We start from the raw sequence: 26,702 nt of genomic DNA on the forward strand, positions 1-26,702 counted from the left end.
TGCCTACCCAGCCAGCAGGGTGTTGCTGCGCTGCGCCTCGGTCAGCGCACTGGCCAGTTCCTCCGCACGGTGTTCCAAGGCGAGAGCTTCAATGACTTCTGCTGCCAGGATCTCCAGCCCCTGGCGTTGCCGGTCGCTGAGCGTGCCGGTTTCCCTTGCCCGGGCGCAGAGCGTGCCCAGGACGAACCCATCATGGCTGACCAGCGGAACGGAAGCGTAGAACCTGATCGCACCGCGGCGTCCGTCGACGAACGGATTTCCGCTGTACCGGGGGTCGAGCGATGCGTCCTCCAGAACTGTGGAGGTCCCGCTCAGGAAACCGACGGCCCACATCGAATCTTCGCGGCTGCACAGAGATGGTTCCAACCCGGCGCTGGCCACTTGGTACTGCAGGTCTTCGGTGATGATGTTGATCGCTGTCACCGGCTGGCCACAGACCGTTCGGGCCAGCTCCACCAGATTCTGCAGCCGCTCCGAAGGCACTGGAACAGCAAGCTCAAGACCGGGCCCGGGAACCGGCAAACCCTTCCGGGCCAGTACCAGATCCCTGGCGATCTCCCCCCTCTCATAACTGCCGCCGCCGCGAGGATCCATCAGAATCCATGGACATAGGGCTCACTGCAGATACTCGGTTTACGCTCATCCAGGCATCCTGTCAGATGAATAACGCAGCTTCCTGTCACAAAACAGCCGCGTTTGGCAGCACATCCAAGCGTTCGAAAATTGCCATCAAGTCCGGGCCGGATGGCCCTCCCTTACACACAGCGGCCCTGCAGTGCGTCAAAGACTTCGAGGGGGGAAGTGGAGAAATTGGGGGTTGAGGACCACACGTCCGATTCCCGCTCCTGCCGTATTCAGCTGAAGCCGGTCATAGCGCCGCAATGGCGTAAGTGAAGGCCTTGATTTCCTCATTAGTCATGATGCCGAGCTGCTGAGCCGCCCTTGAAGACCCGTGACAGCGTCGCAGACATTAAAGGGCCCTTCAATCTTTGCCAGATACTTTGGCCCTGCTCCCGCGCAGCCCCGCGAGGACCCAACCTGACGGAGAACAACTCCAGATCGATTGAAGTGCCATCCTGGCCCGAACCGGCAGGATTGGCCCTCCGGGGGTGCGAAGTTGGTTTCAGTCGCTAAAATGGTCGCACGTCCGTGATCAGCCCTTCCGTCAGAGGAGCGCACCCATCATGCCGAAGACAGGCAAGAACCATCATGCCCGCAAAGAGGAACTACCCTCGACTCTTCAGCGCTCCGGGCAGAAAGCCCAGGACACCTTCGCCAGGACCTACGATGCCGCCATGGAATCCTACAATGGCGATGAGAGCCGGGCGGCTCGAACCGCTTATGCCTCGCTCAAACACAGTTACGCGAAGGTCGGTGATCACTGGGAGGCCAAGGAGGAGCGCGGCCCTTCGGACAGGCGCGCAGAAGAGGGCACGGATACCGGGCAGCCCACTGCCGGGGGAGTGGACGCCAACGCCTCCAAGGCACATCTTTATCAGCGCGCCCAGGAGGCCGGCATCAAAGGTCGTTTCAAAATGACCAAGGGCGAGCTCGTCCAAGCGCTCCAAAAGGCCAATGACGCCGCGACCAGGAAGGCCCGAGACGACTAATGCCAAGGGCGGCGCTCCGGGCCAGCCTCGATTCGGTGTCATCGGCGCCTGATTCGCGCTTTCTTTACTGAGGCGGTTCAGTTCCGGCAGCAGCGGGGATGCCCGCAATTAGTGCGGTCACCTCTTCCAGGGACAGAACCTGCTGGCGATACTCCCGGGAAAGAATGGTTTGTACGGCCAGGGCAGCTTCTTCGTCCTCCGATGCGGTCGCGTCGGAGGTATGGATAACCCGGATGTTGTATCCGAAGGCATCGGCGGCTGTTTGTGCGATGCAGTTGTGTGTTGAGACCCCGGCCAGGACAACAGTGTCGATGTTCCAGTTGCGTAAACGCAACAGCAGATCAGTACTCAGGAATGCGCTGTCCCTTGTCTTTAGAAGCTGGGGCAGCCCTTCAGTCCTCAGGCCGGCTACGAACTGAGCCTGGGATGATCCACGGAAAATAAACCCTTGGTTATCGTCAAGCATGTTCAGGGTCCATGTGGACTTGTCCTCCTCATGCTCGGTTTTGACCAGGAGAACCTTCACATTGTTCTCCACTGCCGCGGTAATCAGCGCATTGCAGGCCTCAACGGTCTCTTGCTGCCGACGATCCAGACGCGGGTCCTCAAAGAATGCCTTCTGCATGTCAATGATCAGCACTGCAATCATGGTTAGCCTCCGGAGTATTGTTGCGGATGTGCCAGGTCCGACCACCAATCAGTGAGAGGACGAGGAAGATGCTGTCGTCGCAGTTTAGTCTGCAGCAACATCTGCGTCCTGGGACCCGTCCTTATGGCTTGACTTGACCTTAGGTTGGCGCGGGGTCCGCGCACACCTGGTTTCACCGCACTTCCGGTCGCCCATTGGGAATCGGGGTTCTTCGGGCCAGCCCATTCGTCGACGCAGCAACCCAGGCATCGCTGTCCGCGACAATAACCTGAACCGGTATTTCCTCCACCAGCGCCGGTTCTCCTCCGGTACCCTCCAGGAGTGATCTGATTTCGGTCCCGGGTCGGTGTTCTTTTTGAGTTGATCGTGTCCTCCAGCGTTGTGGTCCAGGTCGGAGAACCCACTGTTGAGGGTGGCGAAGCATGGGAGTGAGAAGCGGTCTGGTGTCCGGGTCTGGGTTGGCTCCCCTTCCGCCCCTTGCAAATGTCACAGCATGGTCCGGCCATGACCTCTAGCCCATTTGAGTTCAGGCCGCTGTTGTAGGTCGTCGCCAGCTGAGAAAACTCCCGTCCGGTCCGTTCCTTGGGCAGGTGAGGGCGTAGTGTCGTTAGTAGGAGATCCCGGGGTATTGATGGTCCGGGTTTAACTGGCCGGGCCGCAGGCGCGCATAGCGTGCGGCCACCAGCCGGGTTCGATCCGGTGCTGCTTGGAATTGAGGCCGTATGGCCCGGGATGATGTTGTACCGACTGCTGAGCAGTTGCAGGATCTGCTATTGGAGAGCCCGGGGTTTACCGAATTTCTTCTGGAGCTTACGGCTGTTTCGGCTTCCCTGTTGGGCGGTGATACGCCCTTGCTTTGCGCGATCACTGTCGAGCGTTCCGATGGGCCCGCAACGGTTGCCAGCAGCTCGGAAAGGGCCCGCCGCCTGGATGAGCGGCAATACTCCTTTGACGATGGTCCATGCCTGACGGCTTTGCGGCAGCAGCGGGTGGTGCTGATTCCGGATCTGGAAGCGGATGAGCGCTGGCGCCGCTACGCCCTGGCCGTTACCCCGGATGGTGTTCGGTCTGTTCTCGCTGTACCGATTGCTACGGATCCTGGAGCGCAAGCGGCACTGAACTGCTATGCCTTGGCGGTCGATGGCTTTGGCCCGGAAACGGTTGCTTTGGTGACCGAGCATGCGGCGTCTTTATCCCGCATTCTGCGGCTGGCGCTTCGTGTGCATGCTACCGAGCCGTATCCTGAGCATTTGCGTTCTGCCCTGCAGTCCCGGGCAGTAGTGGACGCGGCGGTAGGTTTAGTCATGTTGCAGAATCGGTGCAGCCATGACGAGGCCCTCGGCATCTTGCAAATGGCTGCACGACACAGCGACGAACGTCTGCACGTGATTGCCCAGGATCTCCTCAAACATGCTGCGCCCAACGCAGCAGTGAACCACGACCTCTCTGGTGGGCGGGGTCGGGACGACGCCGCAGAAAGGGATGCCCTGTGAATCCGATTGCGGGGCCGGGGCCCGGCTCAAATGAGACACACGTTCAGCGCAGGAATGCGGCGGCCCGGTTCAGGGACGGAGAGCTGAGCTTGGCGGGGTTGTGGCTGTACTATTTCGGGATCGGCGGGGAAGCCGACGAATTTGACCTGGACGCCTATCTCCATGAGTTGCTCCTGCTTTCGCCGGCCCAGATGTGGCTGGTCGAGACGGCCCTGAATGAAACAGGTACCGGAACACACCCATCAGGAACGGGCTAAACTATCGCCAAAACACGGCTGACCGTCGCGGCCGGCTCCGCCCGATGCAGGGAAAGGAAAGACCATGGAGGAACATCGGAAGCCTCAGGACGGAACCACGGACAGGATCCATCTGGAAGCTGTGGACGCCGCCGGCATCAACCTTGCCGGGTTCACCGTGCATTTACAGGATCTGTTGGTGGAAAACGCCGGTGTCCAGGAATTCCTGGAGGACATGGCAAAGGTTACTGCTGCCGAGCTTTCCGGTGAGGGGAACGCTCTTTCCTGCGGGGTCACTGTCATCCGTCAAAAGCGGCCCGTGGCGGTGGCCGCCAGCGACGCGGAGGCGCGGAATCTCGATGACCTGCAGAACAGTTTCGGGGACGGGCCGTGCCTGTCCGCGCTGAGGACAGCCACGGTCGTTCACGTTCCGGACGTGTACGGTGAGGACCGCTGGCCCCGGTACATGCGTGCTGCCGCCAACGCCGGAGTCGGCTCGATCCTGGCCCTGCCGCTGGAGCTGGACAAGGCCGGAGAAGCCGTGGTGAACCTGTATTCGCGGCGGGCCCACGGTTTCTCCCACGAGAATATCCTGGCTGCGGAATCGATCACTGCCACGGCGTCCAAGGCCCTGCGTCTGGGATTGAAGATCGCCCAACTCAGCGATGCCCGCAACGACCTCAAAGCGGCGTTGGAGTCCCGGACCACCATTGACACCGCCATCGGGGCCATCATGGCCCAAAACCGTTGCGGCCGTGACGCAGCCTTCAAGATCCTGGTGACTACCTCAAGCCATCGCAATATCAGGCTCCGGACCCTCGCCGAGGATATCCTTCAGGGCGTCTCCGGCGAACGGGAAATGAAAACTGTCTTTGAGGACTAGGCCCCAAGCCCCGCACGCTGCCCGCAAGCCACTAGGCTAGAGAGATAACCTGGTGCGCCCCGGACGGAGAACGGTTTGGAGCGCAATTCTCTGGACGGGCTGGAGTCAGGAGGCAGGAGCACCATGACGAAACTCCCTTTGGATGAACTCTCCACGGTCATTGCGCGGATCATGGGTCTTCTACTGACCGAAAACAAAGTCGACCGTGCTGTCCACCATCTGGCTCAAGCCATCAAGGAATCCGTCCCCGGAACCCTGGGTGCCGGCGTCACAATACTGGACGCCGGTGGACGCCGCACCAGCGCCGGTTTTACCGACCCAACCGTCGAACACGCCGACCACCTCCAGTACGACTTGGGTCAAGGCCCGTGCCTGAGCGCATGGGCAGCCGAAGAAGCCGTGCTCGTCGAGGATGTATCAACCGACCCACGGTGGCCGGAATGGAGCGTCGCCGTGAGTTCACTGCCCATCCGCTCGGTGATCAGTGTTCCGCTTCTGGCGGGAGGATCGGCCGTTGGTGCCCTCAAAGTATATGCGGCCTCCCCGGGTGTGTACGGACCGGAAGAGGTCGCGCTGCTGGAGCTATTCGCTTCCCCGGCCGCGACGCTTCTGGCCCATATCCAAACCTCCGGGACGGTGGAGCGGATCAGCACGGAGCTGCAGGCGGCCCTGGACAGCAGGGACGTCGTCAATCAAGCCCGCGGGATACTGATCGAACGGCATGGGCTGACCCCCGACCGGGCACTGCACCACCTCATGCGCATAGCCCGGGATAGCAAAAGTACGCTGCAGGCTGTCAGCGTCGATCTGGTGGCCGGAACCACGGCCAACCCCAGCTAAAGGGGTTACCGGTGGGCTTTGAAAACAACGAAAACGAACAGCGCCAGGGTCTGAAGTCCGCACTGTCCGGAGCGCAAATCAACGTCAGCATCCTGTGGATGCGCTATTTCAGTATCGGCGGATCCGTCGGGGAGTACGAGGTCGAAGCCTACCTTCAGGGCTTGCTTTCACTGCCGGGCCTCGAACGCGACTTACTGGCCATGGCCGCCAACGAACTCACCAACCACACCCCCGCCACTCATGCCCCGTACGCCGATGAATTTCCCGCCAACGAACCCGACCACCCCGACGAACCGTCCCAAGCCTGACCTGAACCTCAGGCCGGGAGGAAGCGTCAACCACAGCGGGCTGGACGGACTTCGGGGCAAAGGAGGGTCAGGCCGTCTCCCAAACAACCAGCATGAATGCCCCATATTTTTCCCTGCGGTCTCATGGAGGTAGCGGGAACTTCGAATTACAATGGCGTCACCCGCTGTTGGCTGGATCCGTCGACGGCCGTGGGCCGTAGTTGTTTCCAGTGAAGGAAAGGCCATGAACGACTCCTCAACGCACAGAGCGCTGGTCTCCGGCGGCAGATCCCGCCAGTGGGAAGCATGTCGCCCGGATGCTGACCAAAAGATCATGGACAGCCCCGGGAATCTGCTGATTGTCAACACCGACATCCATGGCTTTCTGGTTGATGTGGCCATCCGGATCTCCGAAGAACTCTCCTCTCACGGAACCACCATTCATTGCGCCATCACCGTGAACGTGGACGAGCGGCAACGAACGCTGGCCGCCAGCAGCCCAGATGCCAGAGCTTTCGACGAACTACAGAGCAGCTATCCTGCTGGCCCACGCCTCACCGCATGGCAGACACACGCCTTAATCCACGTGTCCAACGTGGCCATGGAGGACCGTTGGTCTTTCTTCCTCCGTCCCGCAGCCGCCCGAGGTCTCGGTTCCGTCCTCATCCTGCCAATGGACCTGGATGGCGCGGTGGAGGCGGCAGTGAACCTTTACTGCCCGCATATTCACGGCTTCGAACCCGAAACCATCATGGCCGCGGAAACCGCGACCTCCTACGCGTCCGCAGCAATCAGGTTGGCGTCTAAAACTGTGAACTCATCCGGAACCTGGGCTGACATGCGCAGCGCGATCGAGTCGCGAACCATCATCGACACCGCAGTCGGGATCCTGATGGCACAAAACCGCTATACGCGCGAAGACGCATTCCAGGTTTTGCAGAAGGCCGCCGGTGCCGGCACAGGCCTCCGAGCCCTTGCGGCCGGCATCATCGAAAACATCTCCGGCCCAAAGGACCCCCCGGCAACCTTCAGCGGCTAAGGCAATAATCCACATGGCCCGCCAACTCGTCGTCCAGTGGCGCGCAATCTGGTCGATGTCTCGCCCGGCTGGGCCCGCCACAAAATACCAACCACGGCGTCCTCCTGGGGGGCAGGTGCGGGGCCCCCTGGCGGGTGCTTGGACTGCCCTTTGAAGTCCGGGCGTGTTCTCGTTGCGGTGCGGCATGAACCCGTCGACGACGTTTCCTGGACGCCCGCGACGGTTACTGCGGTCCTTTTGGCACGGGACAGAACCCGGTCAACTCGTTGGGCTCACTCCCAGGACGCCTGCACGACCAAGTCTGCGCTGGTGGCGATGTGTGGTCCGGTATGGCCCGCGTCCAGGACACACCGTTGCTCTGCACCGGGTTCGCCTGCCGCTACAGGGCATTCTGACGCGCTGAAGCTCAGACGGTCAACCGGCAGTGTATCTCCGACTTGAAAATCACTCACAATATCCTTCGTTCCCCGGCGCAGAACATCGCACGTTTTCCCTGCCCGGCCTTCTCATGGGGACTATGTCTCCACGGTGTCCCGCCGGGCTTCATCAGCGGAGAACTCAATATCTAATTCTGCCTTGGTGGGGGTGCTCGTTCAAGCAACAGCACCGGGCCTGGGTTTGAGCCTGGGCCTGGGCCAGTTGAGGCAGAGCCCGTTCACCCCGGCGATGTCAGCCTTTCCAGCAGCAGGGCTTCGGCCAGGATGGCATTTTGAAAGTCACCCAGATGGACGGACTCGTTGGTCCCATGTGCCCGGGAGTCAGGATCTTCGGCCCCGGTGATGAGGATATCGGCGTCCGGACAGAGCTTGGACAGGATGTCTACGACGGGGATGGAACCGCCAACTCCCATGCACACAGCAGGAAGCCCCCAGCTATCACCCATGGCCGCCAGCATCGTGCGGGCGGCCGGTGAGTTTGCGGTGCCGGCGAACCCCTCGGTCCTGCCTCCGGGAAGCAGCCGGACGGTGGCGCCGAAAGGGGCGTTGTTTTCAACATGGTGCCGGACTGCCTCCATCGCCTCTGCGGTGTTGGTCCCCGGGGCTAAACTCAAACTGAAACGCGCCCTGGCGAAGGGCAGCAGCGTGTCAGAGGATTGGGAGATCGTGGGCGCGTCGATCCCGATGATGGAAAGCGCCGGTTTGTTCCACAGCCGTGATGCCAGTGTCCCACTGCCGGCAAGCCTGGTCCCTGGCGGTATGTGGGCGTCAGCGCGGAACAGGGCCTCGTCGAATTCGGGTACACGCTCCTGGAAAGCTGCGGGCTTAAAGACGGTCAGGCCATGCACTGCCACGGTACCGTCGTCCCCGTGCAGGGTGGCGAGCACCCTGGACAGTACGGTTATTGCGTCCAGCAGTGGGCCGCCGTAGGTGCCTGAATGCAGGGCGTGTTCCAGGACCCGGACTTCGATGGTCCCGAGGATCAACCCGCGCAGGCTCGTGGTCAGCGCGGGAACGCCCACCTGCCAGTTGCCGGAATCGGCTACCACTATGGCGTCGGCGCCGAGCACCGAGGGGTGCTCCTGGAGCAGCCGGGGCAGCGAAGGGGAACCGGCTTCCTCCTCTCCGTCGATGAGCACCGTGATCCCCAGACCGGCTTCGGCTCCCAGCACGCGAAGCACGGAGCGTAACGCGGCCACGTGCAGGAGAACACCTGCTTTGTTATCCGCCACTCCCCGTCCCCAGAGCCGTCCCTCGCGTTCCTCTGCCTTAAACGGCGGGGTGTACCACTGTGCCAGGTCCCCAGCCGGCTGGACGTCGTAGTGGGCATACAGCAAGATAGTGCGCATGCCCGGTTTCGCGGAAATGCGGCCCACCACTGCCGGTGCCCCGGCTCTGCCGTCCGGGCGCGGGGCTTGAAGAAGCACAACGTCGGCCATTCCGGCCTCCCGCAGGAACTCCGCGACGAGCCCGGCTGCAAGAACCAGTTCTTCCGCGTCGGCGTCGTCCCAGGCCATGGCAGGAATGCTGACGAGTTCGGACAATTGTGTGACAACGGCGGGAAAGTCTTCTTTCACTGCCTGACGCAGCTCATCTTCCTGGGGCATCAGCCTACACCGTTGCTTTGGAGCCACATTTCCAGGAGCGCCACTTGCCACAGGACGTTGCTTTTGACCGGGGTTCGACGCTCGTTGGGGTTGGCCAGCAGCTCTTCAACGAAATCCGGTCTGAACAGGCCCCGTTCTTTGGCCTCAGGGGCATGGAGGGCGTCCCGGACGATGCTGAGGAAGGGTTCCTCCAAGTGTGTCAGCGCCGGGACAGGGAAGTAGCCCTTGGGCCTGTCCACTACCTCTTTGGGAAGCAACCGACGGCCGAGGTTTTTGAGGATGCCTTTGCCGCCCTGTGATGTCTTCAGCCCGGGCGGGCAAGCGGCGGCGAGTTCGACCAGGTCCTGGTCAAGGAATGGGACGCGGGCCTCGATTCCCCAAGCCATGGACATGTTGTCCAACCGTTTGACCGGGTCATCGATCATCAGCAGGTGGGTGTCCAATCTCAAGACAGCGTCCAGGGCGGTGTCTGCGCCGGGTCCGGCAAGATGGGCGGCCAGGGCTTCGCGGCTGACATCCTTACCGGCCCACCACTCCGGTTCGAGCACCCCAGCGAGTTGGTGGTTGCTGTGATCGACGAACGCGGCGGCAAAAGTATCCAGTGCAGCTGTACGGGGCACCCCGGCCAAGGGCTGATGGTAAGCGTACCCGGCGAAGACCTCGTCAGCTCCTTGGCCGCATTGGACTACTTTGAGGTGCTGTGACACGGACTCGGAGAGCAGGTGGAACGCGGTGACGTCGTGGCTGGCCATGGGCTCGGACATGGACGCAACGGCGGCAGGGATGGCCGGAAGGAAATCGGAAGTGCTGACATGGAGGCGTTCGTGGCGCGTCCCGAAAGTGTCCGCGATCCGGTCGGAGTAGATGAATTCGTTGCCGGAATCACCGCCTGCCCCATCGAAGCCGACGCTGAAGGTTGAGAGCCCGTGCTGGCCTTCTTCGGTCAGCAGGGCCACCAGCAGGCTCGAATCCAGTCCGCCGGACAGGAGCACACCTACGGGAACGTCAGCGACCATTCGCCGTCGTACAGCCGTTCGCAGCGCTTCGGTCACGGCGTCCTGCCAGTCCTGAGCGGACCAGGCCGCGTATTTTTCCTTGCGCGTGTAGGTTGGTTTCCAGTATTCCCGGTCGTGCCACGTGCCGTCCGGACGCACGGTGCGGATGGTGGCTGCAGGGAGCTTTTTCACCCCCCTGAGGATGGTCCTGGGCGCGGGGACGATGGAGTGCCAGCTGAGGTAATGGTGCAGTGCGACATCGTCCACGGTGGTGTCTACCCCGCCCGAAGCCAGGAGCGCCGGAAGTGTGGACGCGAAGCGCATGTGCCCAGGGGTATGGGTTACGTACAGGGGCTTGATGCCCAGCCTGTCTCTGACCAGGAGCACCTCTTCGCGTTGGGGGTCAGCGATCGCTACCGCGAACATGCCGGTCAGGTGGTGTACGAAGTCCTGACCCCATTTGCGGTAGGCCTTGAGAATCACCTCTGTGTCGGAGTCGGTGTGAAAAGTGAACTCCGGTTCCAGCTCCCGACGCAGTTCCTTGTAGTTGTAGATGCAGCCATTGAACGTGACGGCGATGTCGCCCTCGTCCACCATCGGCTGGGCGCCGGTGGGCGAAAGGTCGATGATACTCAGTCGGCGGTGCCCCAGTGCCACCCATCCGCCCTCCCAGATGCCGCGGCCGTCGGGGCCCCTGCTGGTCATGGCCTCCATCATTCCCACGACAGATTCTCTGGAAGCCCTTCTGCCGTTGAAGCTGATTTCGCCGGCGATTCCGCACATGCTGATACCTCGTTTCGTGCCCGCGCGGGCAAACCGTGCTTAGCGCTCCCTGCGTGGTTCGTCCCGGACCACACGAATGGTTTTGAGATTCGGATCCGTGGGATCGGGCAGGACCATACCCGCCTCGAGCCCGCTTCTGAGATAGTCGATGGCCGCCTGGTTGATCCGTTCGCCCGGGAGCAACAACGGCACACCGGGCGGGTAGGGGGTGGCCATCTCGGCCGAAATACGGCCAGCGGCCTCTTCGACGGGGACGTTTTCAACGGGGCCGAAGAAGGCCTCGCGGGGCAGCATCACGGTCTCCAGGTAGAGCTCTTCTTCGCGAGGAATCACGACCGCGGGGGGCCGGGGAAGCTCCGGCGCTTTCGTGGAGAGGTCCCGCAGTCCGGACAGCAGCCGCTCGGCGGTGTCCTTGTCATCGGAGATGGAGACGACGGCCTCGATGCGTCGGTGGTCGTTGGTTCCCATGTCCAGTCTGCAGTTCTCCCGGAGCCAGTCTGTGGCCTGATAGCCGCTGATGCCCAGTTGGGAAACATCGATCAGGATATGCAGGATGTCCAGATCGTGTGAGGCTTCGGCGTGGACGAGCTCGTCTTCGAGGACGTGCAGGCCCGGGATCTTTTCGATATCGTGGCGCAGACCGCGGGCGAGTTCCAGGGCGTTCTCGATCATGGTCTTGCCTTCCTGGACCATTTGGCGCCGCCAACCGTCCATGGCAGCATAAATCAGGACGTTGGCACTGGTGGTGGAGAGAACGTCCGCGCACTGGTTCAGGCGGACAGGGTCCACCAGGTCGCCCTGCAGGTGGAAGATCGAGCCCTGCTCAAACCCGAGTCCCATCTTGTGCACGCTAACGACGCAGATGTCAGCTCCGGCTGACATCGCCCATGTGGGCGTGTCAGGGTGGAAGGGCAGCTGGGCACCCCATGCCTCGTCAACAATCAGCGGCTTACCACGCCGATGGCAGATCTCAACGATGGCTTCGAGGTCGGCGCAAGTGCCGTAGGGGGTGGGGCTGACCACGAGCGCGGCGGACGCGTCGGGGTACCGCTGCCACATTTGCTCCACCGTTTCCGGGGCTGGCGGATGTGACAGTTTCAGTTGCTCGTCCCACCGCGGCCTGATCCACCGTGGCTGCAGTCCTGAGAGCACAAGACCTGAGGACACGGATTTGTGTGCGTCTCTGCTGATCAGAAGCTCACCCTCGCCCCGGGTCACCGCGAGCATGGCGGCTTTGACCGAGAGGGAACTGCCACATGTGGAGAAGAAGGCCTTATCGGCACCCACAGCTTCCGCCATGAGGCCCTCGGCTCGGGAAAGGTAGCCGTTGGAGGACTTTCGATCATCCAGGCCCGAGGAGGCCACGACGTCGGATTTGAAGCTCTGTTCGCCCAGCACCTCCAACACACGGGCATCGACGCTCCGGCCCTGCCGGTGGGCGGGTGGGGTGAATCCGTAGCGTTTGAGTTTCTGGTGCTCCGCCAGGGCTTCCAGCACTGGCGCTTCGTTCTGGTCCATGAACCCTCCTAGCTGTTCAAATGGTTTAGCATCTGGATTAAACTGTGGATTTGCTCGGGCCTTCCTGGCCCAGTTCTTCCAACGCCGCACAAGGAAGACTGCTGAGGGCAACCGCGTCCGCGATGACGTCCGTCAGGGAGCCTGAGGTGCTGAAAATCTCGCGTTGCCTTGTGGCACCCGTGCCCCGCACCAGCATCTGGAACAGCAACGTTTCCATCGCCTCAAGCTCACCCTGATCCCTCAGAACGGGTTCAATATGCTTTACCAGCGCCAAAACCACTTCAATGGCGGGAGCTGGCCGTCCGGTCAGGGGATGGATCAATTCCTCGTCCAGGCCGAACCGGCTTGCCTGCCAGGATGCAAGGCGCAGTTGGGCGGCGGAGGTTCCAACCGGTGTCACTCCCTGGCGCCATTGCCTGGCGGCCGTCTCTGCCAGACCACGGACCAGGCCCGCGAGGAGCACGGCGTCATCGGCGAAGAGGCATACATCTCCGACCCGCACTTCGATGGTGGGGTGCCGGTGGCTCAATCGTGCGTCGAAATAGATCTGCCCTTTGTCCAAGGGCACCCCAGAGGACAGGGTGTCCTGAACCTCCCGGTGGTAGGCGGCGGCCGAGCCGAATACTTCGCAAGGCCCGGCGGTAGGCCAGCGGTTCCAGGCTTGGGACCGGTAGCTGGCATATCCGGAATCGACACCGTTCCAGAAGGGAGAGTTGGCGCTGATGGCCAAGAGCGCAGGTAACCAGATGCGTATCCTGTCCAGGATCGCCACGCCCTCCTCGTCGGATTCCACCTCGACGTGGACGTGGCAACCGCAGGTCAACTGCTCCGCTGCCGTCAGCCCAAAGCGCTGCATCATCAGTTCGTACCGCAGACCGGGGGTCGTGGTCGTGCTCACTGGAAGCGGCATAGTTGCCAGGGCTACGGAACGGGCGCCCACCATGCGGGCCGCGGCATCCGCGCTTGCCCGCCGCACAGTAATGTCGCGGGCTACTTCACCGAGAACCCTTCGGGGGAGTGTGCAGGTTTCGATCTGCTCCTGCTTCATCTCACTGCCCAGACCCTCGTTCGCGTTCAGCCTCCCGATGGCCTCACCGAGAGGCACCGCACGGCCATGGTCGCAGTCGATAACGAGGAATTCCTCCTCCACGCCCACGAGCCGCATCAGGAGTCACCTCCCGAGAGGGAACGCCTCACATCCGGCACCACAACAGATCCGTCCACATTGTCCGTTAGGTAGGCCACGCTGTCTCCTTTGAAGGACCGAGGGCTACCTGCTTAACCGTTTGGCTAAAAACATAGTAAGCATGCTTAGTTATTGTCGGCAAGCCGCTTTCCGTAGGTCATCGGCAGCCCTCAGCGCGGCCATGGCCGGAAATGCGGCAGAGTGGATCTACTGAACTTCGGGGGGGTTCGTCTTGGACTACAGGATGGCGGCGGTGCCAAGAGCCCCGGCCGGCTGAGGGTCAAGTGCCTTACCGAGTTCGGCCGACTCCGCCTGTCGCGTCGCCAGGCGCGGGCCGGACATCCGCTTTGCGCGGGCCGCGTCGATGAACCCCTGGAACAGGCCGAATTCTTCTGCAAGCTCCTCGGGGTGCCATTGCACCCCGACAGTAAAGGTATTGGCCGGGTATTCGATGGCCTCAATAATCAGGTCTTCGCTCCAGGCCGACGCAATCAAACCCCGGCCGAGTTTGTCCACCGCCTGATGGTGGGACACGGGCACGGCATCCAGGCTTAGCCCAGTCAGTCTCGCCAGGGTCGAGTCCGGTCGTATCATGACGGGAATCATGTTGAATTGGTACCCGCCCCGCTGGTATTTTTCCGTACCTGCAATGTCGGGGAGGTGCTGATGCAAGGTGCCACCGAGGGTCACGTTCAGTAATTGTTCCCCCGGCAGATGCACAGCAGTGGAAGGTCCTGGCGGAGGGCCTCCCGTATGAGCGCCTGTTCCCAGGCGTCACGTGCCGGGCGGGGCGGATCAGTCTCTACGTGGGGTTCTTGCCCATACAAGGCAGGGTCAACGTCCCAGCCGCCGGGAATAACGAGTCCGTCCAACCGGCCAACAAGGAGTTCCACCACCCCCTGGTTAGTCGGCTGGGGCGGCAACAGCACGGGAACCCCTCCCGCCGCTGCAAGTGGAGCCAGATAGCTTTCCGGAAGGAATGCCGCCTTCACCGAACCGCAACCCTGTGTGACGGCCGGTTCCAGATAGGTGGTCAGGCCGATGACGGGCTGCATCGTGGCGTGCGTTTCCATGGGGTCCTTCCGGGCGAATCTCCCCTCAATTTTAGATCAGCGGCTGCTGTGCTGTGTTTCGCCAATGATAAAACAATGTGTCCGACTGCTCACCGCTCCGGCGCCGTCTTTATGCCCGTTTTTATGGATCCCGGGGGATTACCTTGAACCGGCGGTGACGGATCGATGGCACGCGTGCACGCACTTCCGTGATTCGCTCCGGGTTGAGTTCTGCAAAAACTACGCCCGGTTTTTCGCCGGCGTTGGCAATCACCACCCCGAAGGGGTCAACTATCAGAGAGTAGCCGGTGGCTGCGGGCCCGGTCTGGTTCGCTGTGACGACATAGGCTGTGTTTTCTATGGCACGGGCGCGGACCAGCGTGGTCCAGTGGTCTTCCTTTCCCGGACCAACAATCCACATCGCAGGCAGTACAAGAACCTCAGCCCCGGCGTCGAGTAGGTGCCGGGAGCTCTCGGGGAATCGGAGGTCATAGCAGGTGAGCATCCCCATGCGGAGCCCGCCGAGCTCCAGTAGCTCCGGCTTGGAGATCGCTCCCGGGGATGTTCCTGAGCTTTCCTCGTAGCCGAAAGCGTCATACAGATGGACCCTTCGGTAAGTAGCCTTCACTACGCCGGACCCGTCCAGGCCCACCACTGTGTTGTAGGGGAGGCCGTCAGGGTTCGCCTCGACTGTTCCCAGAATCACCGGCAGATGCAGCTCACGCGCCGTTTCTGCCACGTGGGTGATAAACGGGCCGACGAGTGGTTCGGCCACGGAGGCCAAGGTGGACGGCTGGTTGCTGGCGTGGAGGCTGGACTCGGGCAGAACCAGCAGGTCAGCTCCTCCACGGGACGCCGTCAACATCAACTCTCGGATCAGGACCAAGTTCCGCTGAGGGTCAATACCGGCACTGAACTGCCCGGAAGCGATTCTCATAAGTCAAGAATGCACCTGGCGGACGCACCCGGGAACCCACCAAACGCCGTGACTCCAAACTGTCAGGGGGCTAAATTTTAACTGCCAGGTGGTCCCAACAGCACGCCCGGGGGATCGCTGCCATTGACGGAAACTACGGCCAGGACCTGGACCCTGAACCACGCGACGAGAATCCCACGCTAGTGAAGCTGCGCGAAAAAGGCAGCGAACTCCTCGGTCGTGAACGTCAGGCGGGGCTGCTGCTTCTGCGTGACCTGCGCGAGGTGTACCTCATGGCATCAGGTGTTTCAACGGGTTGGAAGATGCTTGCCCAAGTAGCGCAAGGCATTGAAGACACTGGTTCACTGTGGCTGAACGTTGCCGTCCACAGACCCTCCGCCAGATGAAATAGGCCAACGGCAAACCCAAGGAATCCTCCACCCAAGTGTTGGTCGGCTGAATCAGCCTGAGGCGCCGGCCGGGCTCACACGTAAGGGCGGTTGAGGTCCGTCAAAGCCCTGGCGAGCATCATCAGGTCGAACGAGGAGGGTTTAAGCGCCTCATAGATGTATGCTTCCAGCTCGAACCCGGTACCGTGGCCTCCCCGATCACGGTACTTCAACCAAAGATGGGCTATGCCCACAGTTTCTTGTTTCAGCATCCTTCGTGCAATCTTGCGTGGGTCTTTCATAGCGGTTGGTCCTGACGGTTTTTGTTGGCAGGCCCTATGGCAGGGAAGCATGTTCTGCCCCACCCGGGGGATCAAGCCCCTGCGGGCCTCCCCCAGGGCTGTGATGCAGGAGGCGGGCGCGGAAGGGGTTCACTCTTTTCGCAGCTTGTCCTGCAAGCCGCCGGCCAGCTTTTCCATGGTGTTCGGCAGGTCGGTCGTCCCGTAGAACCGTGCGTCCGGGCGGGTGGGCGCGGGCATGGGAACACCCGTCGGTGGATCCGCCACGTAGCTGAACTCTCCGAGCCCGTCCGGTGTTGGGCCTTGAGCCCACGCCCCTTCCGCAGCGGCGGGGCCATCGGAGAAGTTCCTGTATTCGTAGGCGACATCCCGCATTTCTTTCTTGATCGGGAAGTTGCTGGGAACCGGAAGCCCTTCTGCGCCGGATTCCCTCAGCTCAGCTGCTGCCGCCAACCACTGGTTCTGGTGCATCGTGTCCCGGGCGAGCAGGAAGGAGAGCATATCCCGGACGCCGTGATCGTCTGTCATGTGATAAAGCCGCGCGACCTGGATGCGGCCCTGCATTTCGGCGTTGGCATTGGCCGTGAAGTCGGCCAGTAGGTTCCCGCTGGCGGTCACGTAACTTGACTGCCAAGGATTGCCGTTGCTGTCCACGGGCCGCACGCCGGCGCCGGCGACAATGGCGGACTGGACATCGGTCCCGCCGACAACTGCGGCCACGGTGGGGTCTGCTTGGACGGCATCATCCGTGATTCCCAGAGGCGCCTTTTCCAATAACTGCGCGATCATCACCGCCAGCATTTCAACGTGCCCGAATTCTTCGGCCCCAATACCAAACAGCATGTCCCGGTACTTCCCGGGAATGTGCGCATTCCATGCCTGGAAGGAGTACTGCATCGCCACCGTGATCTCCCCGTACTGGCCACCGAGAACCTCTTGGAGCTTCCTTGCGTAAACGGCGTCTGGCTTGTCCGGAGTGGATTTGTATTGAAGTTCCTGCTTGTGGAAAAAGACCATCTTCGCGCCTTTCATAGAGTCCATCCCGAGCCGGCGCTCGTTCTTCCGGACGAGGTGGGTTGGTTTCCGAAAGCTGTACCGGCCACCCAGTAGATGATCAGTATGCTTACTATCCTGACTCATGTCGAGGAAGATATCTAGGGCAGCGGCGCCGCTTTGCCACGGGGAGCGGTGGTGCGACCTGGGCGCTGGAACGCTTTTCAGCGGACCGTCACCGGTGTTGCCGCCCGTGAGCGTGGTCTCCAAAGGGGGTCACGATCTCTGCAGACTTTGCTCCCTTCAGGGGCGGTCCAACTCCGTGGAGGTTTGAGACGGTGGTTGGTTAGTGCCGCCGGCGGCCCGTCATCCATCCGCTGATGAACAGTAGTTCGATAGCGGCGTCGATGAGATAGACCTTACTGATCCGTCCCTGGGCTACGCACACCACGTCTATTGCTGCCAGAGTGAGAGCCGTTCCGAGGCCCAGGCGTTTAGTTATGGATCCTTTTCCCTCTGGGGAGGCGGCGCGCAGTTGTTCCAAGCTGATCACGATGAGTAGGCCGGAAGCGGTTCGGACCAGCCACTTGTCGGCTTTTGGTCCGCTGACGGTTTCGAAACTACGCATGTGGACCAGGGGCCAGAGCCCACTGAGGAGGTTGGAGCATCCCTGAGGCAGGGCCATGCGGGAGGAAGTCTTGTCGTTGGTCCGCTCTGTAGCGCTGGCGTTCATCATGCCGTTGTCCCTGGGCCCGGGAACCGGCCACCGGGCTTTCCGCCAAGGAGTAGCGCGGGAGGGCCTGCGGGTCCGAAGAAGAAGCCATGCCGGTACCCGGCGTCAAGGACCCGGATTGTCCCCGCGGATTCTGCCCTGTCCCTAATGAAGGCCCTGTCCGATGGCGAGAGTTCTATCTGCCCGTCAGGGCCGACGCGGACGGGTCCGCGAGCGTGCTCGATTATTCCGGCGGTGGGCGTAACAGGAACGAGTGCGCATCCGGAATTGTTCAGAAACCACGCCTTGGTATCAGGGTGAAGGTAGTCCCATTCGTCTTCTAGTCTCACTGTTTGCTCCTGTCCTCCGCCGAGGCGGACCCAAGACGAAAGTATTGGTTTACACCGCCCGGCGGGGTGACAGCGAGCGGCAAGTCCTGTCGCATCAGCGCTCTTCTCGAAATCCTCTGACGCGCGCCGCCCGCGGGGTCCACTCACAGCAGAGACATCGAACGTGGAGGGCGCCTGGCCTCTTTCTGTTCAGTACCCTTTTTGCCCGGCGACGACCGCGTCAGAACTCATCGAATTCGCGGGTGGATATCGACCTCAGCAACTGGTCGGGGTCAGACTGGGCCGGACGGCGGTCGAGGTATGGGAGCTTTCGGAACGAGCAACCTTCCCAGGGGAGCCGCCAGGCTGTGGTCCTTGCGATTGGATTCCCGCACGACCTTATTTAGTAAGTACCCTTATGGTATTCTCGGCACTGCAGGTCAGAACACAGGCACCACGCCGGAGTTTCACGCTGAGGAGAGATCATGACAGGGATTAATAACACCGTCAGAGGCCGGGCAACAATCCAAAGAGTCTCACAGGTTGTAGGGGTTGTCTTTTTGCTGGTCGGTATCCTGGGGTTCATCCCCGGGATCACCTCAAACTACGGCTCCCTGGAGTTCGCAGGTCACCACTCCGAAGCGCTGCTTCTGGGGCTTTTCCAAGTCTCAATTCTCCATAACATCGTTCACCTGCTGTTCGGCATTGCAGGGCTTCTGATGGCCCGCACGGCTGGTCAGGCGCGCAACTATCTTGTGGGCGGTGGAGTCATCTATCTGGTGCTGTGGATCTACGGCCTCATCATCGGGCAGGATTCCGCCGCGAACTTCGTCCCACTGAACACCGCCGACAACTGGCTGCACCTGCTGCTGGGTGTCGGAATGTTGGCCCTGGGCCTGGGTCTGAGCCGTCGAAACAACGCGGCTCGGCAGGGATCTGTGACTGGACGATAGGGCCTGCGTCGAATTACAGAGGGTTGGCTCCGCGTTCGCGCGGGGCCAGACCCCCTCTCTGACCTAATAGCCGCGCTCCGGCGTCAAGTACGTCCCGCAGCACCCCTGGAAGGCGAAAGCGGACCCGCGCCGCCGTCCTGACGGACGTGCGCGGAGCATCGCTATCTGGATGGCATTGCACTTCAAGGACTCCGGCGCGGGCTTGCCCCGGCTGCCGTTAGCTACATTGCTTCATGGATTCTGCTGGCCCGAGCCGGCGGGAGGCACTGACTCCTTCCATACCGTTGCGCCGGGGAAACAACCCCGCGCAAATGAATGGTCCATGACCCTATGCTAGGGCCATGCCGGACCTTGAGCGGTGGCCCGCGTCACACCTGTTGTCCAGGGCAGCGAAGATGCTGGAACGACTCTCAGCCCAAGCGCTGGAGCCTCTCGGGCTTACCCATGCGGAGGCCGTCGCCTTACGTATCCTCGCAGGTACAGGCCCCTGTACACAGACGGAACTCGCAGAAGCCTGCGGGATGCGGCGCAGTCTCTTGGAGTAACCTTGATGAAACTCCAAAGCCGCAGTTGCGTCCATCTGCGGCGCAGCGGCCGGACTCAGCTCATCACCATGACCCAGCACGGCGAGCAGATCCTGGAACGAGTGATCAGCGCTGAACACGAAGCATTGTTCGGCGTCCTCTTGGAGGGCAGATTCCGTGAGGAACTCGAGGTACTCGTCCGCACACTCTCCGAGCACGACGCTGCAGAACACTGAGTGCCCTGAGCTGGGCAATCGGCCGAAATCGAGGTACCGGGCAGCAAACTCTCGTTGTCCGTGGAAATTCCGGACCGGACGGCGTCATCCTTAGGCGCCGGCGCATGAACAGCGGGCCCGGCGGAGAGCTGCCAGGCAGGGACCATTACTGTGGCGCGCCGCAGCTCATCCAAGGAATGGACTTTCGGATCGTGGTTGCGACTGTAGCGGGCTTTTTGCCCGGCATCAGCATGCCGCCGCCCATCAACCCGTTGTGCATGGACAAAGTGGCAGCTGAATGCGCGGCGAGAGCGGAGAAACGTTCTTCGACATCCACAGATTCCAGGAGGAGCCGTTTGAAGGTCGTCGGTGGTGTCACCCGCGTGCTGATCGTTGGATCCTTGGCTGGGCCATGGCAGCCTCGTTACTTCAATGCCTTGAACGACGCCCCGCCAAAGGCACAGCAGCACCTGTACTTCTCTCGAGTTTCGGACGGCCGTGGAGTTGAGAGCCGCGGTTCCGCCGCTGGGTATCCACTCTCAGCGCGTCCATGACGTTGTTTGTATGTTCTGCCGGCTGGTACGTGGTTTTCCGGCACTGCTCATCACTGCACCTCACAGCGGAAGGGCCAGGGCGTTTCTGGTGATGTTTTCCGGTCCGAGGGTGGCGGAAGCAACGGTGGGTGCTGCCATGTAGCGAAAGTGTCTTGTTCATTGGAAAACTCCTAGCACACGCTCGCGTGATGTTGGCGCCCTAAGAACAGAGTCAAAGGTATTCGGTCCGAACACCCCGGAGATGGGTGGGAAAATGGGCGGAACACAGTGCTTTCCGCGTCGCGCGCCTCTTCATTCCAATCGAGTGCGACAGAACATCATCTGGCTCTTCCTCCTCAGCAGCCGCACGGCTCCTCCAGGCCTCAGGTTGGACGGTCCAGAACAAGTTCTGAAAGCCGACGGAGACCTCCCGTCGCTTTTCGCTAGATTTCCTTGCTAAATTATTGGCGGACACTGCGCGGTGTGTGTTGACGACGGGAGCTATCCTCCCCTGCCCTTCCTCGCCGCGGTGCCGCAGGCTTCAGCAGCGGGGCCCCTAAACAGTTGTACCTGTTGCGAAGGGCGGGTGTTTGTTGTGCAGTCCGAGGCTGTCGAGGACTGGTCGGAGGACGCTGACCAGCTGGCTGACCTGCTCGTTAGCGTTGAAGACATCACGGCGTTTCTGAACGGGCTGGCTGAGCTCGGTTCAGCTGTTGTTTCCCGCTCGACGGGCACACGAATTGAGTGCCCCGGAGCCGATCTGGAGTTCATACTCGAAGTCATCGAGCGTTCCCTGACGTCCAATGAGTTCTGGGGGAGTGGTGCCGGCTGTCCGGCGGAACGGGTTCATCACCGAGATCTGCGAGTCCTTGTGAGGCTTGTGAGTCTGCTTCTTTCAGCGCCCCAAGAGGGCAGGTTTCGCTCGTTGCCCGGGTGGTCATGCTCGGGGAACCCGCGTGGGTTCCGGTTGCGTGACCAGCGTAGCTCGACCGTATAGCTTCGCGAATGTCGACCTGACACAGGACGTGGTCCTTGGAGGACTATATACGGGCCCAGCATTCCGCGGCGGAAGCGCGTCCGCCAAGTGCCGCGGACGTTGTCGATGTTGTCCACGAACAGAATTTGCCTCTGGTGACGTTATGGACGCCGCCGTGTGGGTAGGTCTAGTTTGACATCAGTGGTGGTAGCCCGTGGCAACCACTTACCCGGGGTTGGCTCACTCCTGCAGCCGGGATGCTGTGGCTTGGGCTCTTGTGCGATGGAGGATGGTCATGGTTGATCGTATAGCCCAGATTTGGGGTACCCGGACGCCGTTCGGCCGGGGTGAGCGGTGGCCGGTGCGGGTGGACCAGGTTCTGGCCCAGGGTGTCGAGGAATCGGATGTGCAGCGGTGGGTCCAGTCCGCGTGTGTGCTGTGCAGCAACGGGTGTGGCATTGACATCGGTGTCAGGGACGGGGTGATGGTCGGGGTCCGAGGCCGCGCCGCGGACATCGTCAATCACGGCCGGCTCGGGCCTAAGGGTCTTTTCGCGAGCTGGCAGGGAGTGCAGAACAAGGACCGTCTGACCCGCCCTCTGGTGCGGGAGAACGGTGAGCTGGTCGAGACCGATTGGGACACCGCCATGGAACGCATTGTTTCCCGGAGTCGGAGCCTCTTGGACACGAAGGGGCCTTTGTCGCACGGGTTTTACACCAGTGGACAGTTGTTCCTTGAGGAGTATTACGCCCAGGCGATCGTGGGCAAGGCCGGTATCGGCACTCCCCACATGGATGGGAACACACGTCTGTGTACGGCGACGGCGGCAGCGGCGATGAAGGAGTCTTTCGGCTCCGATGGCCAGCCCGGCAGCTATGTGGACATTGATGAATGCGATGCGATGTTCCTGTTCGGGCATAACATGGCCGAAACCCAAACGGTCCTTTGGGCGCGGGTTCTGGACCGGGCCGCTGGCCCGGATCGCCCGAGAATTGTGTGCGTTGACCCTCGGGAGACCGAGGTCGCCCGAAATGCGGAAGTGCATTTGCCGGTCCGGCCCGGGACGAATCTGGCCCTGATGCACGGCTTGGTCCGGGAGTTGTTCGTCAATGGCTGGATTGATCAGGACTACATTGACCGGCACACGCTGAATGTTGAGGAGCTGAGGTCCACTGTTGAGCAGTGGACCCCGGAAGCGGTGGCTGAAACCTGCGGTGTGGAGGCTGAGGATGTGCGTCACGCCGCGGAGATCTTCGGCACCTCGGAGCGGGTGCTTTCAACGGTGCTGCAAGGGTTTTACCAGTCCTCCCAGGCGACGGCGGCGTCATGCGCCGTGAACAACCTGCACCTGCTCCGTGGCATGATCGGCAAGCCAGGATGCGGCATTCTGCAGATGAATGGGCAGCCGACAGCGCAGAACAACCGGGAATGCGGTGCCGACGGCGATTTGTCCGGCTTCCGGAACTGGGAAAACCCCGACCATGTCCAGGAACTGGCGAAGCTGTGGAACGTGGACCCGGCCATCATCCCGCATTGGGCCCCGCCCACCCATGCGATGCAGATCTTCCGCTACGTTGAACAGGGATCCATCGAATTCCTGTGGATCTCTGCCACGAACCCCGCCGTGTCGATGCCACAACTACCCCGGATCCGCGACATTCTGGCCAGTGACTCCCTGTTCCTGGTAGTTCAGGACCTGTACCTGACAGAGACGGCCCAGTTCGCCGACGTCGTCCTGCCCGCCGCGGCGTGGGGAGAAAAAACCGGTACATTCACCAACGTGAACCGCACCGTCCACCTGTCAGAAAAGGCGGTCGAACCGCCCGGGGAAGCCCGCAGTGACCTGCACACCTTCCTGGACTACTCCGCGCGGATGGGCTTCCAACAACTCGACGGGTCACCCCTGCTGGAATGGAACCAGCCCGAAGACGGGTTCATCGCGTGGAAGGAATGCACCCGCGGGCGACCCTGTGATTACACGGGCCTCACCTACGACAAGCTCCGCGGCGGCAGCGGCGTTCCCTGGCCATGCAACGAGGACCACCCCGATGGTATGGTGCGCCTCTACCATGACGGCGTGTTCGCGACCGATCCCGAGTATTGCGAAACCTACGGCCACGACCTGCTCACCGGGGCAACGGTAGCCCCCGAAGCCTACAAAGCAATGAACCCGGCCGGACGCGCCATTTTCAAAACCGCCCCGTACCATCCCGCGCATGAGACACCGGATGAGGAATACCCCCTCCGGTACACGACCGGGCGCACGGTTTATCACTTCCATACCCGCACCAAGACGGGAAGGTCCCCCCAGCTCAACGGTGCGGCACCGGATCCATGGGTGGAAATGTCAGTAAACGACGCCGAAACCTACGGTGTGACCGAAGGCGACACCGTCCGCGTGGAGTCCCGGCGCGGACACATTACAGCACCGGTACGGGTCAGCGATATCCGCGACGGCACCATTTTCGCCCCCTTCCATTACGGGTATTGGGACCAAAGCGGGACACCGGACACCAGCCCCCGGGCAGCGAACGAACTCACCATCACCGAATGGGACCCGGTCTCCAAACAACCCGTGCTGAAGAACGCAGCAGTCCGGGTTACGAAAATCGCTGACGGTACCGGTCCATCACCGGCACCCACCACGACAGCCTCCCGCCCCACCGCGCGCGGAAGGGCACGCAAGCACCTGCTGCCCACAGCCGGCGGACCGGCAGCACAAGCCACCGAAAGCATCGCCCCTGTCACGGCGCCCACAGTAGCCACAAAGGAGGAACACTCATGAAACTCCCGGTCTATCTCGGCCTGCTGCACAAAGCCGAAGGCACCCTCGCCCAATCATTCCGCCAGGTCGCTGAAGGCCACGGGAATGAGCCCGACGTTCACTTCCTCTGCCAGGCCCTCGCAGACCAATGCGAAGAACACCAACAAGCACTCCAGCCCATCATCGATAGGTACGGAGAAGTCGGCGATGAGGACGAGCCCGAAAGGCTCCACGCTGACGGTCTACAAAAAACCCGGTCAGGCCCAGTAGGTCTCTTGCGCGACCTGCAGGACCTCTACCTCCTCGCAAGCCTGGTCGACATCACCTGGACAATGATCAAGCAAGCAGCCCAAGGGCTAAGGGACAAAGAACTCCTCAGCGTCGTCAACGACTGCGACGGCCAAACCAGCACCCAACTCAAATGGCTGCAAACACGGATGAAACAAGCAGCCCCACAAGCCCTCATCGCCGCAACCTAAAACCCGAGATGGCCGCCGGCCCTCGTGCAGATTCCATCAATCGCCGGCCGCGAAGCCCAACGTCACCGAGAACATGCCGAGCGCGGTCATCAGCCTGGCCGCACTAAACAGGACTGCAACGAACGGAGGAGACCTTATGTCGAAGCAATCGATCCACGCCCGACTAACAGAATCGGGCAGCCGCCCAGGTCCAGCCCTGTACGCAGCAACACTGTCACTGATTGTTCTCTCAGCCAGCGGGGGCATCGGGCTGGCCCTACACAGCCCGTGGCTGTTCCCCAGCCTGGGTCCAACGGTAATGCTCTTCTTCGAATCCCCCCAGGAGGAATCGTCCCGACCATCCAACGCCCTGATAGGGCACGGAGTCGGGCTCCTGGCCGGCATCGCATGCCTCTATGGCTTCGGGTTGCAGGACGACCCATCGGTTCCCGCCGGGGGCCTGACCACACCACACCTCCTGGCCGGGGCCCTTTCCGTGGCCTTGACGACCCTTGTGTTGACGTGGGCCCGCAAACCCCATCCACCGGCTGGCGCAACAACCCTGATAGTCAGCCTCGGCATACTCACGAACCCAGCACAGCTGCTGTCCATGGCCGCGGCAATCATCTTCACCACCACCCTCGGCTGGGGACTCAACGCGCTCCTGGGAACAAAACCCGCAGCCACCAAAGGGCAGAGCTAACCCTGGCATCATCACGGGGTTTGCCTACCTGTGTATCCCGGGCGATTTGTCCGCAAAATTGCGGCCGCGGGAGGGTCACCGCGCCATAGTCCTCTGCTCGCGGGACCCCTTTGCAGCTGACCTTGATTTTATCAAGTACCGGTAACGGATAATTCCGTCAATTTATGGTTTCCCTGCTCGTTTTAGCAGCGGAACTCCGGCCAGGAGCGGTAGGCCGGAGTTCCGCATCAAAACGCTACATCCCGTTCTTGAAGTTCGCTAGGACTGTCACCAGCATGTGAACACGGAGGCGGTGAGGCAGAAGCGTTTCGGTGGTCAGCTGCCGCCGCCAAGGTTGATGGTCATTACGCTCCCGTGCCCGGCCGCAGGACCGATCTCCAGCCGCCCGCCGTCTCGGCCTTCGAGGTCAGTGCGAACAGGTATGGGGGGCGGCCGCAATGCCGTGGTCCACCTGTTTGGCGCTGGCAAGCACTCGCGGCTTCCGGTGGTTCGTGCCCAGGGACCGGTGTCATGTTGGTGATCTCGTCCGGATGATCGACGTAGCTCCAGCACTGGACGTCACCGGTGATCTTGTTGACGACGTTGTGGCCGGATCCGATGAGAAGGAAGTCGATATTCCCGTCTACGAGGTATTCGCGGGCTCCGTCCAGGATGTAGAACCGTTCGCCGTCTTCGTAGCCGTAGTCGGCGACTGTATAGGTGCCGTGCACGCCGTCTGTGAACCAGTCGGTTTCGTTACGAGTCCGGATGATGATGCGCGCTTGTTCGAAGGAGATTCCTGCCATCTCGTGGGTCAACCGGCGGCCGCGAAAGCCCGGGCGGCGGCCAAGACTCGGTTGGCTGCGTCCTCAACCGGCCCTTCCCGGATCAAACTAGCGGGCACGGCGTCATCCAGATACGGGTTCATGCCCTCGAACCAGGCCTGGACCACCGCGGGGGAATTCCACTCGGCCAGCACCGCGGCCACATGGTAGGCGTGCCGCAGCCGTATCATCACTTCGGCAGATGGCTTCCGCTCACCGTCGATCCATTGCCGGACGGCCCGGGTTTCCTTCACCGAACCGATGTAAGCCACCAGCCTCGCGCCCAGCATTGCCCGTAGTCCCAGCACCAGAAGTGGTTCGTCCAGCCTGATCGAATAAAGATGCGCGTCCAGCCCAGCCGGGCCTTTAGGTGTGTCCACGGCTTCATGATCCATAGAACAGGTGGAATCACGGCTAAATCACACCCAGTATCACAGGGTCTGGACTGGCAGCGGGACGTGTTGAAGTGGGACGAGTTGTTGGTGCCCCTCGTTGGCTGCGGCGTTCTTATAGCTCCGTT

Annotated in this window: 27 protein-coding genes and 1 pseudogene; 13 read left to right on the forward strand and 15 right to left on the reverse strand. The window is 61.7% G+C overall.

Annotated features, from left to right (window positions below; genetic code table 11):
- Window positions 1-3: 3 nt before the first annotated feature.
- The gene (locus SB659_RS18070; protein WP_410551362.1) at window positions 4-594 is read right to left on the reverse strand and encodes a GAF domain-containing protein; all 591 of its coding nucleotides are present in this window, start codon (window positions 592-594) and stop codon (window positions 4-6) included.
- Window positions 595-1,184: 590 nt separating this feature from the next.
- On the opposite strand from SB659_RS18070, the gene SB659_RS18075 reads away from it, so the two are divergent.
- Window positions 1,185-1,610 (forward strand): ChaB family protein, encoded by a 426-nt coding sequence (locus SB659_RS18075; RefSeq protein ID WP_410551363.1) that lies wholly within the window; start codon window positions 1,185-1,187, stop codon window positions 1,608-1,610.
- 64 nt (window positions 1,611-1,674) lie between these two features.
- Here the strand turns inward: SB659_RS18075 and SB659_RS18080 are convergent, their stop codons facing one another.
- Complete coding sequence (locus SB659_RS18080) at window positions 1,675-2,259, reverse strand: cysteine hydrolase family protein (protein WP_410551364.1); 585 nt, start codon at window positions 2,257-2,259, stop codon at window positions 1,675-1,677.
- 722 nt (window positions 2,260-2,981) lie between these two features.
- Here SB659_RS18080 and SB659_RS18085 point away from each other — a divergent pair.
- The 6 genes from SB659_RS18085 (at window position 2,982) to SB659_RS18110 (ending at window position 7,037) form a co-directional block, all read left to right on the forward strand.
- Window positions 2,982-3,752, forward strand: coding sequence for a GAF and ANTAR domain-containing protein (locus SB659_RS18085; protein ID WP_410551365.1), 771 nt, complete (start codon window positions 2,982-2,984; stop codon window positions 3,750-3,752).
- Window positions 3,749-4,009, forward strand: a complete 261-nt coding sequence (locus tag SB659_RS18090) for a hypothetical protein (protein ID WP_410551366.1) — start codon at window positions 3,749-3,751, stop codon at window positions 4,007-4,009. The genes SB659_RS18085 and SB659_RS18090 overlap by 4 nt, the downstream gene beginning before the upstream one ends.
- A gap of 64 nt (window positions 4,010-4,073) precedes the next feature.
- Complete coding sequence (locus SB659_RS18095; RefSeq protein ID WP_410551367.1) at window positions 4,074-4,871, forward strand: ANTAR domain-containing protein; 798 nt, start codon at window positions 4,074-4,076, stop codon at window positions 4,869-4,871.
- 123 nt (window positions 4,872-4,994) lie between these two features.
- Window positions 4,995-5,711, forward strand: coding sequence for a GAF and ANTAR domain-containing protein (locus SB659_RS18100; protein ID WP_410551368.1), 717 nt, complete (start codon window positions 4,995-4,997; stop codon window positions 5,709-5,711).
- Between the two features lie 11 nt (window positions 5,712-5,722).
- Window positions 5,723-6,019, forward strand: coding sequence for a hypothetical protein (locus SB659_RS18105; RefSeq protein WP_410551369.1), 297 nt, complete (start codon window positions 5,723-5,725; stop codon window positions 6,017-6,019).
- Window positions 6,020-6,242: 223 nt separating this feature from the next.
- On the forward strand, window positions 6,243-7,037 hold the full coding sequence (locus tag SB659_RS18110) for an ANTAR domain-containing protein (protein ID WP_410551370.1): 795 nt from the start codon (window positions 6,243-6,245) through the stop codon (window positions 7,035-7,037).
- A 655-nt stretch (window positions 7,038-7,692) separates the two neighbouring features.
- Here SB659_RS18110 and SB659_RS18115 read toward each other — a convergent pair.
- From SB659_RS18115 to SB659_RS18140, 6 genes and pseudogenes are all read right to left on the reverse strand, one after another.
- Complete coding sequence (locus SB659_RS18115) at window positions 7,693-9,081, reverse strand: M20/M25/M40 family metallo-hydrolase (RefSeq protein ID WP_410551371.1); 1,389 nt, start codon at window positions 9,079-9,081, stop codon at window positions 7,693-7,695.
- Window positions 9,081-10,859: an N-acetylglutaminylglutamine amidotransferase gene (locus tag SB659_RS18120; protein WP_410551372.1), complete on the reverse strand. Its 1,779-nt coding sequence runs from the start codon at window positions 10,857-10,859 to the stop codon at window positions 9,081-9,083. Before SB659_RS18120 ends, SB659_RS18115 begins: the two co-directional genes overlap by 1 nt.
- Before the next feature lie 39 nt (window positions 10,860-10,898).
- On the reverse strand, window positions 10,899-12,377 hold the full coding sequence (locus SB659_RS18125) for an aminotransferase class I/II-fold pyridoxal phosphate-dependent enzyme (protein WP_410551373.1): 1,479 nt from the start codon (window positions 12,375-12,377) through the stop codon (window positions 10,899-10,901).
- 37 nt (window positions 12,378-12,414) lie between these two features.
- The gene (locus SB659_RS18130; protein WP_410551374.1) at window positions 12,415-13,542 is read right to left on the reverse strand and encodes a glutamate--cysteine ligase; all 1,128 of its coding nucleotides are present in this window, start codon (window positions 13,540-13,542) and stop codon (window positions 12,415-12,417) included.
- A gap of 258 nt (window positions 13,543-13,800) precedes the next feature.
- A pseudogene (locus SB659_RS18135) lies at window positions 13,801-14,636 on the reverse strand (gamma-glutamyl-gamma-aminobutyrate hydrolase family protein).
- 121 nt (window positions 14,637-14,757) lie between these two features.
- Window positions 14,758-15,552 carry a carbon-nitrogen hydrolase family protein gene (locus SB659_RS18140; RefSeq protein ID WP_410551375.1) on the reverse strand — a complete coding sequence of 265 codons (795 nt, stop codon included), beginning with the start codon at window positions 15,550-15,552 and terminating at the stop codon, window positions 14,758-14,760.
- Between the two features lie 182 nt (window positions 15,553-15,734).
- Here SB659_RS18140 and SB659_RS18145 point away from each other — a divergent pair, with 182 nt between their 5' ends.
- Window positions 15,735-15,938, forward strand: coding sequence for a hypothetical protein (locus SB659_RS18145; RefSeq protein WP_410551376.1), 204 nt, complete (start codon window positions 15,735-15,737; stop codon window positions 15,936-15,938).
- Between the two features lie 77 nt (window positions 15,939-16,015).
- Here the strand turns inward: SB659_RS18145 and SB659_RS18150 are convergent, their stop codons facing one another.
- From SB659_RS18150 to SB659_RS18165, 4 genes are all read right to left on the reverse strand, one after another.
- Window positions 16,016-16,192, reverse strand: a complete 177-nt coding sequence (locus tag SB659_RS18150; protein WP_410551377.1) for a hypothetical protein — start codon at window positions 16,190-16,192, stop codon at window positions 16,016-16,018.
- Window positions 16,193-16,351: 159 nt separating this feature from the next.
- A complete protein-coding gene (locus SB659_RS18155) occupies window positions 16,352-17,236 on the reverse strand; it encodes a manganese catalase family protein (RefSeq protein ID WP_410551378.1) in 885 nt (294 codons plus the stop codon).
- Window positions 17,237-17,558: 322 nt separating this feature from the next.
- Window positions 17,559-17,948, reverse strand: coding sequence for a hypothetical protein (locus SB659_RS18160; RefSeq protein WP_410551379.1), 390 nt, complete (start codon window positions 17,946-17,948; stop codon window positions 17,559-17,561).
- Complete coding sequence (locus tag SB659_RS18165) at window positions 17,945-18,274, reverse strand: hypothetical protein (protein WP_410551380.1); 330 nt, start codon at window positions 18,272-18,274, stop codon at window positions 17,945-17,947. Before SB659_RS18165 ends, SB659_RS18160 begins: the two co-directional genes overlap by 4 nt.
- Before the next feature lie 464 nt (window positions 18,275-18,738).
- Here SB659_RS18165 and SB659_RS18170 point away from each other — a divergent pair, with 464 nt between their 5' ends.
- Together SB659_RS18170 and SB659_RS18175 are read left to right on the forward strand one after the other, a co-directional pair.
- Window positions 18,739-19,206, forward strand: coding sequence for a DUF4383 domain-containing protein (locus SB659_RS18170; protein WP_410551381.1), 468 nt, complete (start codon window positions 18,739-18,741; stop codon window positions 19,204-19,206).
- Between the two features lie 550 nt (window positions 19,207-19,756).
- Window positions 19,757-19,966: a hypothetical protein gene (locus SB659_RS18175; protein WP_410551382.1), complete on the forward strand. Its 210-nt coding sequence runs from the start codon at window positions 19,757-19,759 to the stop codon at window positions 19,964-19,966.
- A gap of 145 nt (window positions 19,967-20,111) precedes the next feature.
- Here the strand turns inward: SB659_RS18175 and SB659_RS18180 are convergent, their stop codons facing one another.
- On the reverse strand, window positions 20,112-20,324 hold the full coding sequence (locus tag SB659_RS18180) for a hypothetical protein (protein WP_410551383.1): 213 nt from the start codon (window positions 20,322-20,324) through the stop codon (window positions 20,112-20,114).
- A gap of 1,425 nt (window positions 20,325-21,749) precedes the next feature.
- On the opposite strand from SB659_RS18180, the gene SB659_RS18185 reads away from it, so the two are divergent.
- The 3 genes from SB659_RS18185 to SB659_RS18195 all read left to right on the forward strand — a co-directional run bounded on the left by SB659_RS18185 (window position 21,750) and on the right by SB659_RS18195 (window position 25,379).
- A complete protein-coding gene (locus SB659_RS18185) occupies window positions 21,750-24,239 on the forward strand; it encodes a molybdopterin oxidoreductase family protein (RefSeq protein ID WP_410551384.1) in 2,490 nt (829 codons plus the stop codon).
- Window positions 24,236-24,697, forward strand: a complete 462-nt coding sequence (locus SB659_RS18190) for a hypothetical protein (protein ID WP_410551385.1) — start codon at window positions 24,236-24,238, stop codon at window positions 24,695-24,697. The genes SB659_RS18185 and SB659_RS18190 overlap by 4 nt, the downstream gene beginning before the upstream one ends.
- Before the next feature lie 136 nt (window positions 24,698-24,833).
- The gene (locus SB659_RS18195) at window positions 24,834-25,379 is read left to right on the forward strand and encodes an HPP family protein (protein ID WP_410551386.1); all 546 of its coding nucleotides are present in this window, start codon (window positions 24,834-24,836) and stop codon (window positions 25,377-25,379) included.
- A 344-nt stretch (window positions 25,380-25,723) separates the two neighbouring features.
- On the opposite strand, the gene SB659_RS18200 is transcribed toward SB659_RS18195, so the two are convergent.
- Both SB659_RS18200 and SB659_RS18205 read right to left on the reverse strand, forming a co-directional pair.
- Window positions 25,724-26,164, reverse strand: coding sequence for a hypothetical protein (locus tag SB659_RS18200; protein WP_410551387.1), 441 nt, complete (start codon window positions 26,162-26,164; stop codon window positions 25,724-25,726).
- An 8-nt stretch (window positions 26,165-26,172) separates the two neighbouring features.
- A complete protein-coding gene (locus SB659_RS18205; RefSeq protein ID WP_410551388.1) occupies window positions 26,173-26,562 on the reverse strand; it encodes a hypothetical protein in 390 nt (129 codons plus the stop codon).
- Window positions 26,563-26,702: the final 140 nt, after the last annotated feature.

The organism is Arthrobacter sp. SIMBA_036 (assembly GCF_046535135.1).
In the GTDB taxonomy this organism is placed as follows: Bacteria; Actinomycetota; Actinomycetes; order Actinomycetales; family Micrococcaceae; genus Arthrobacter.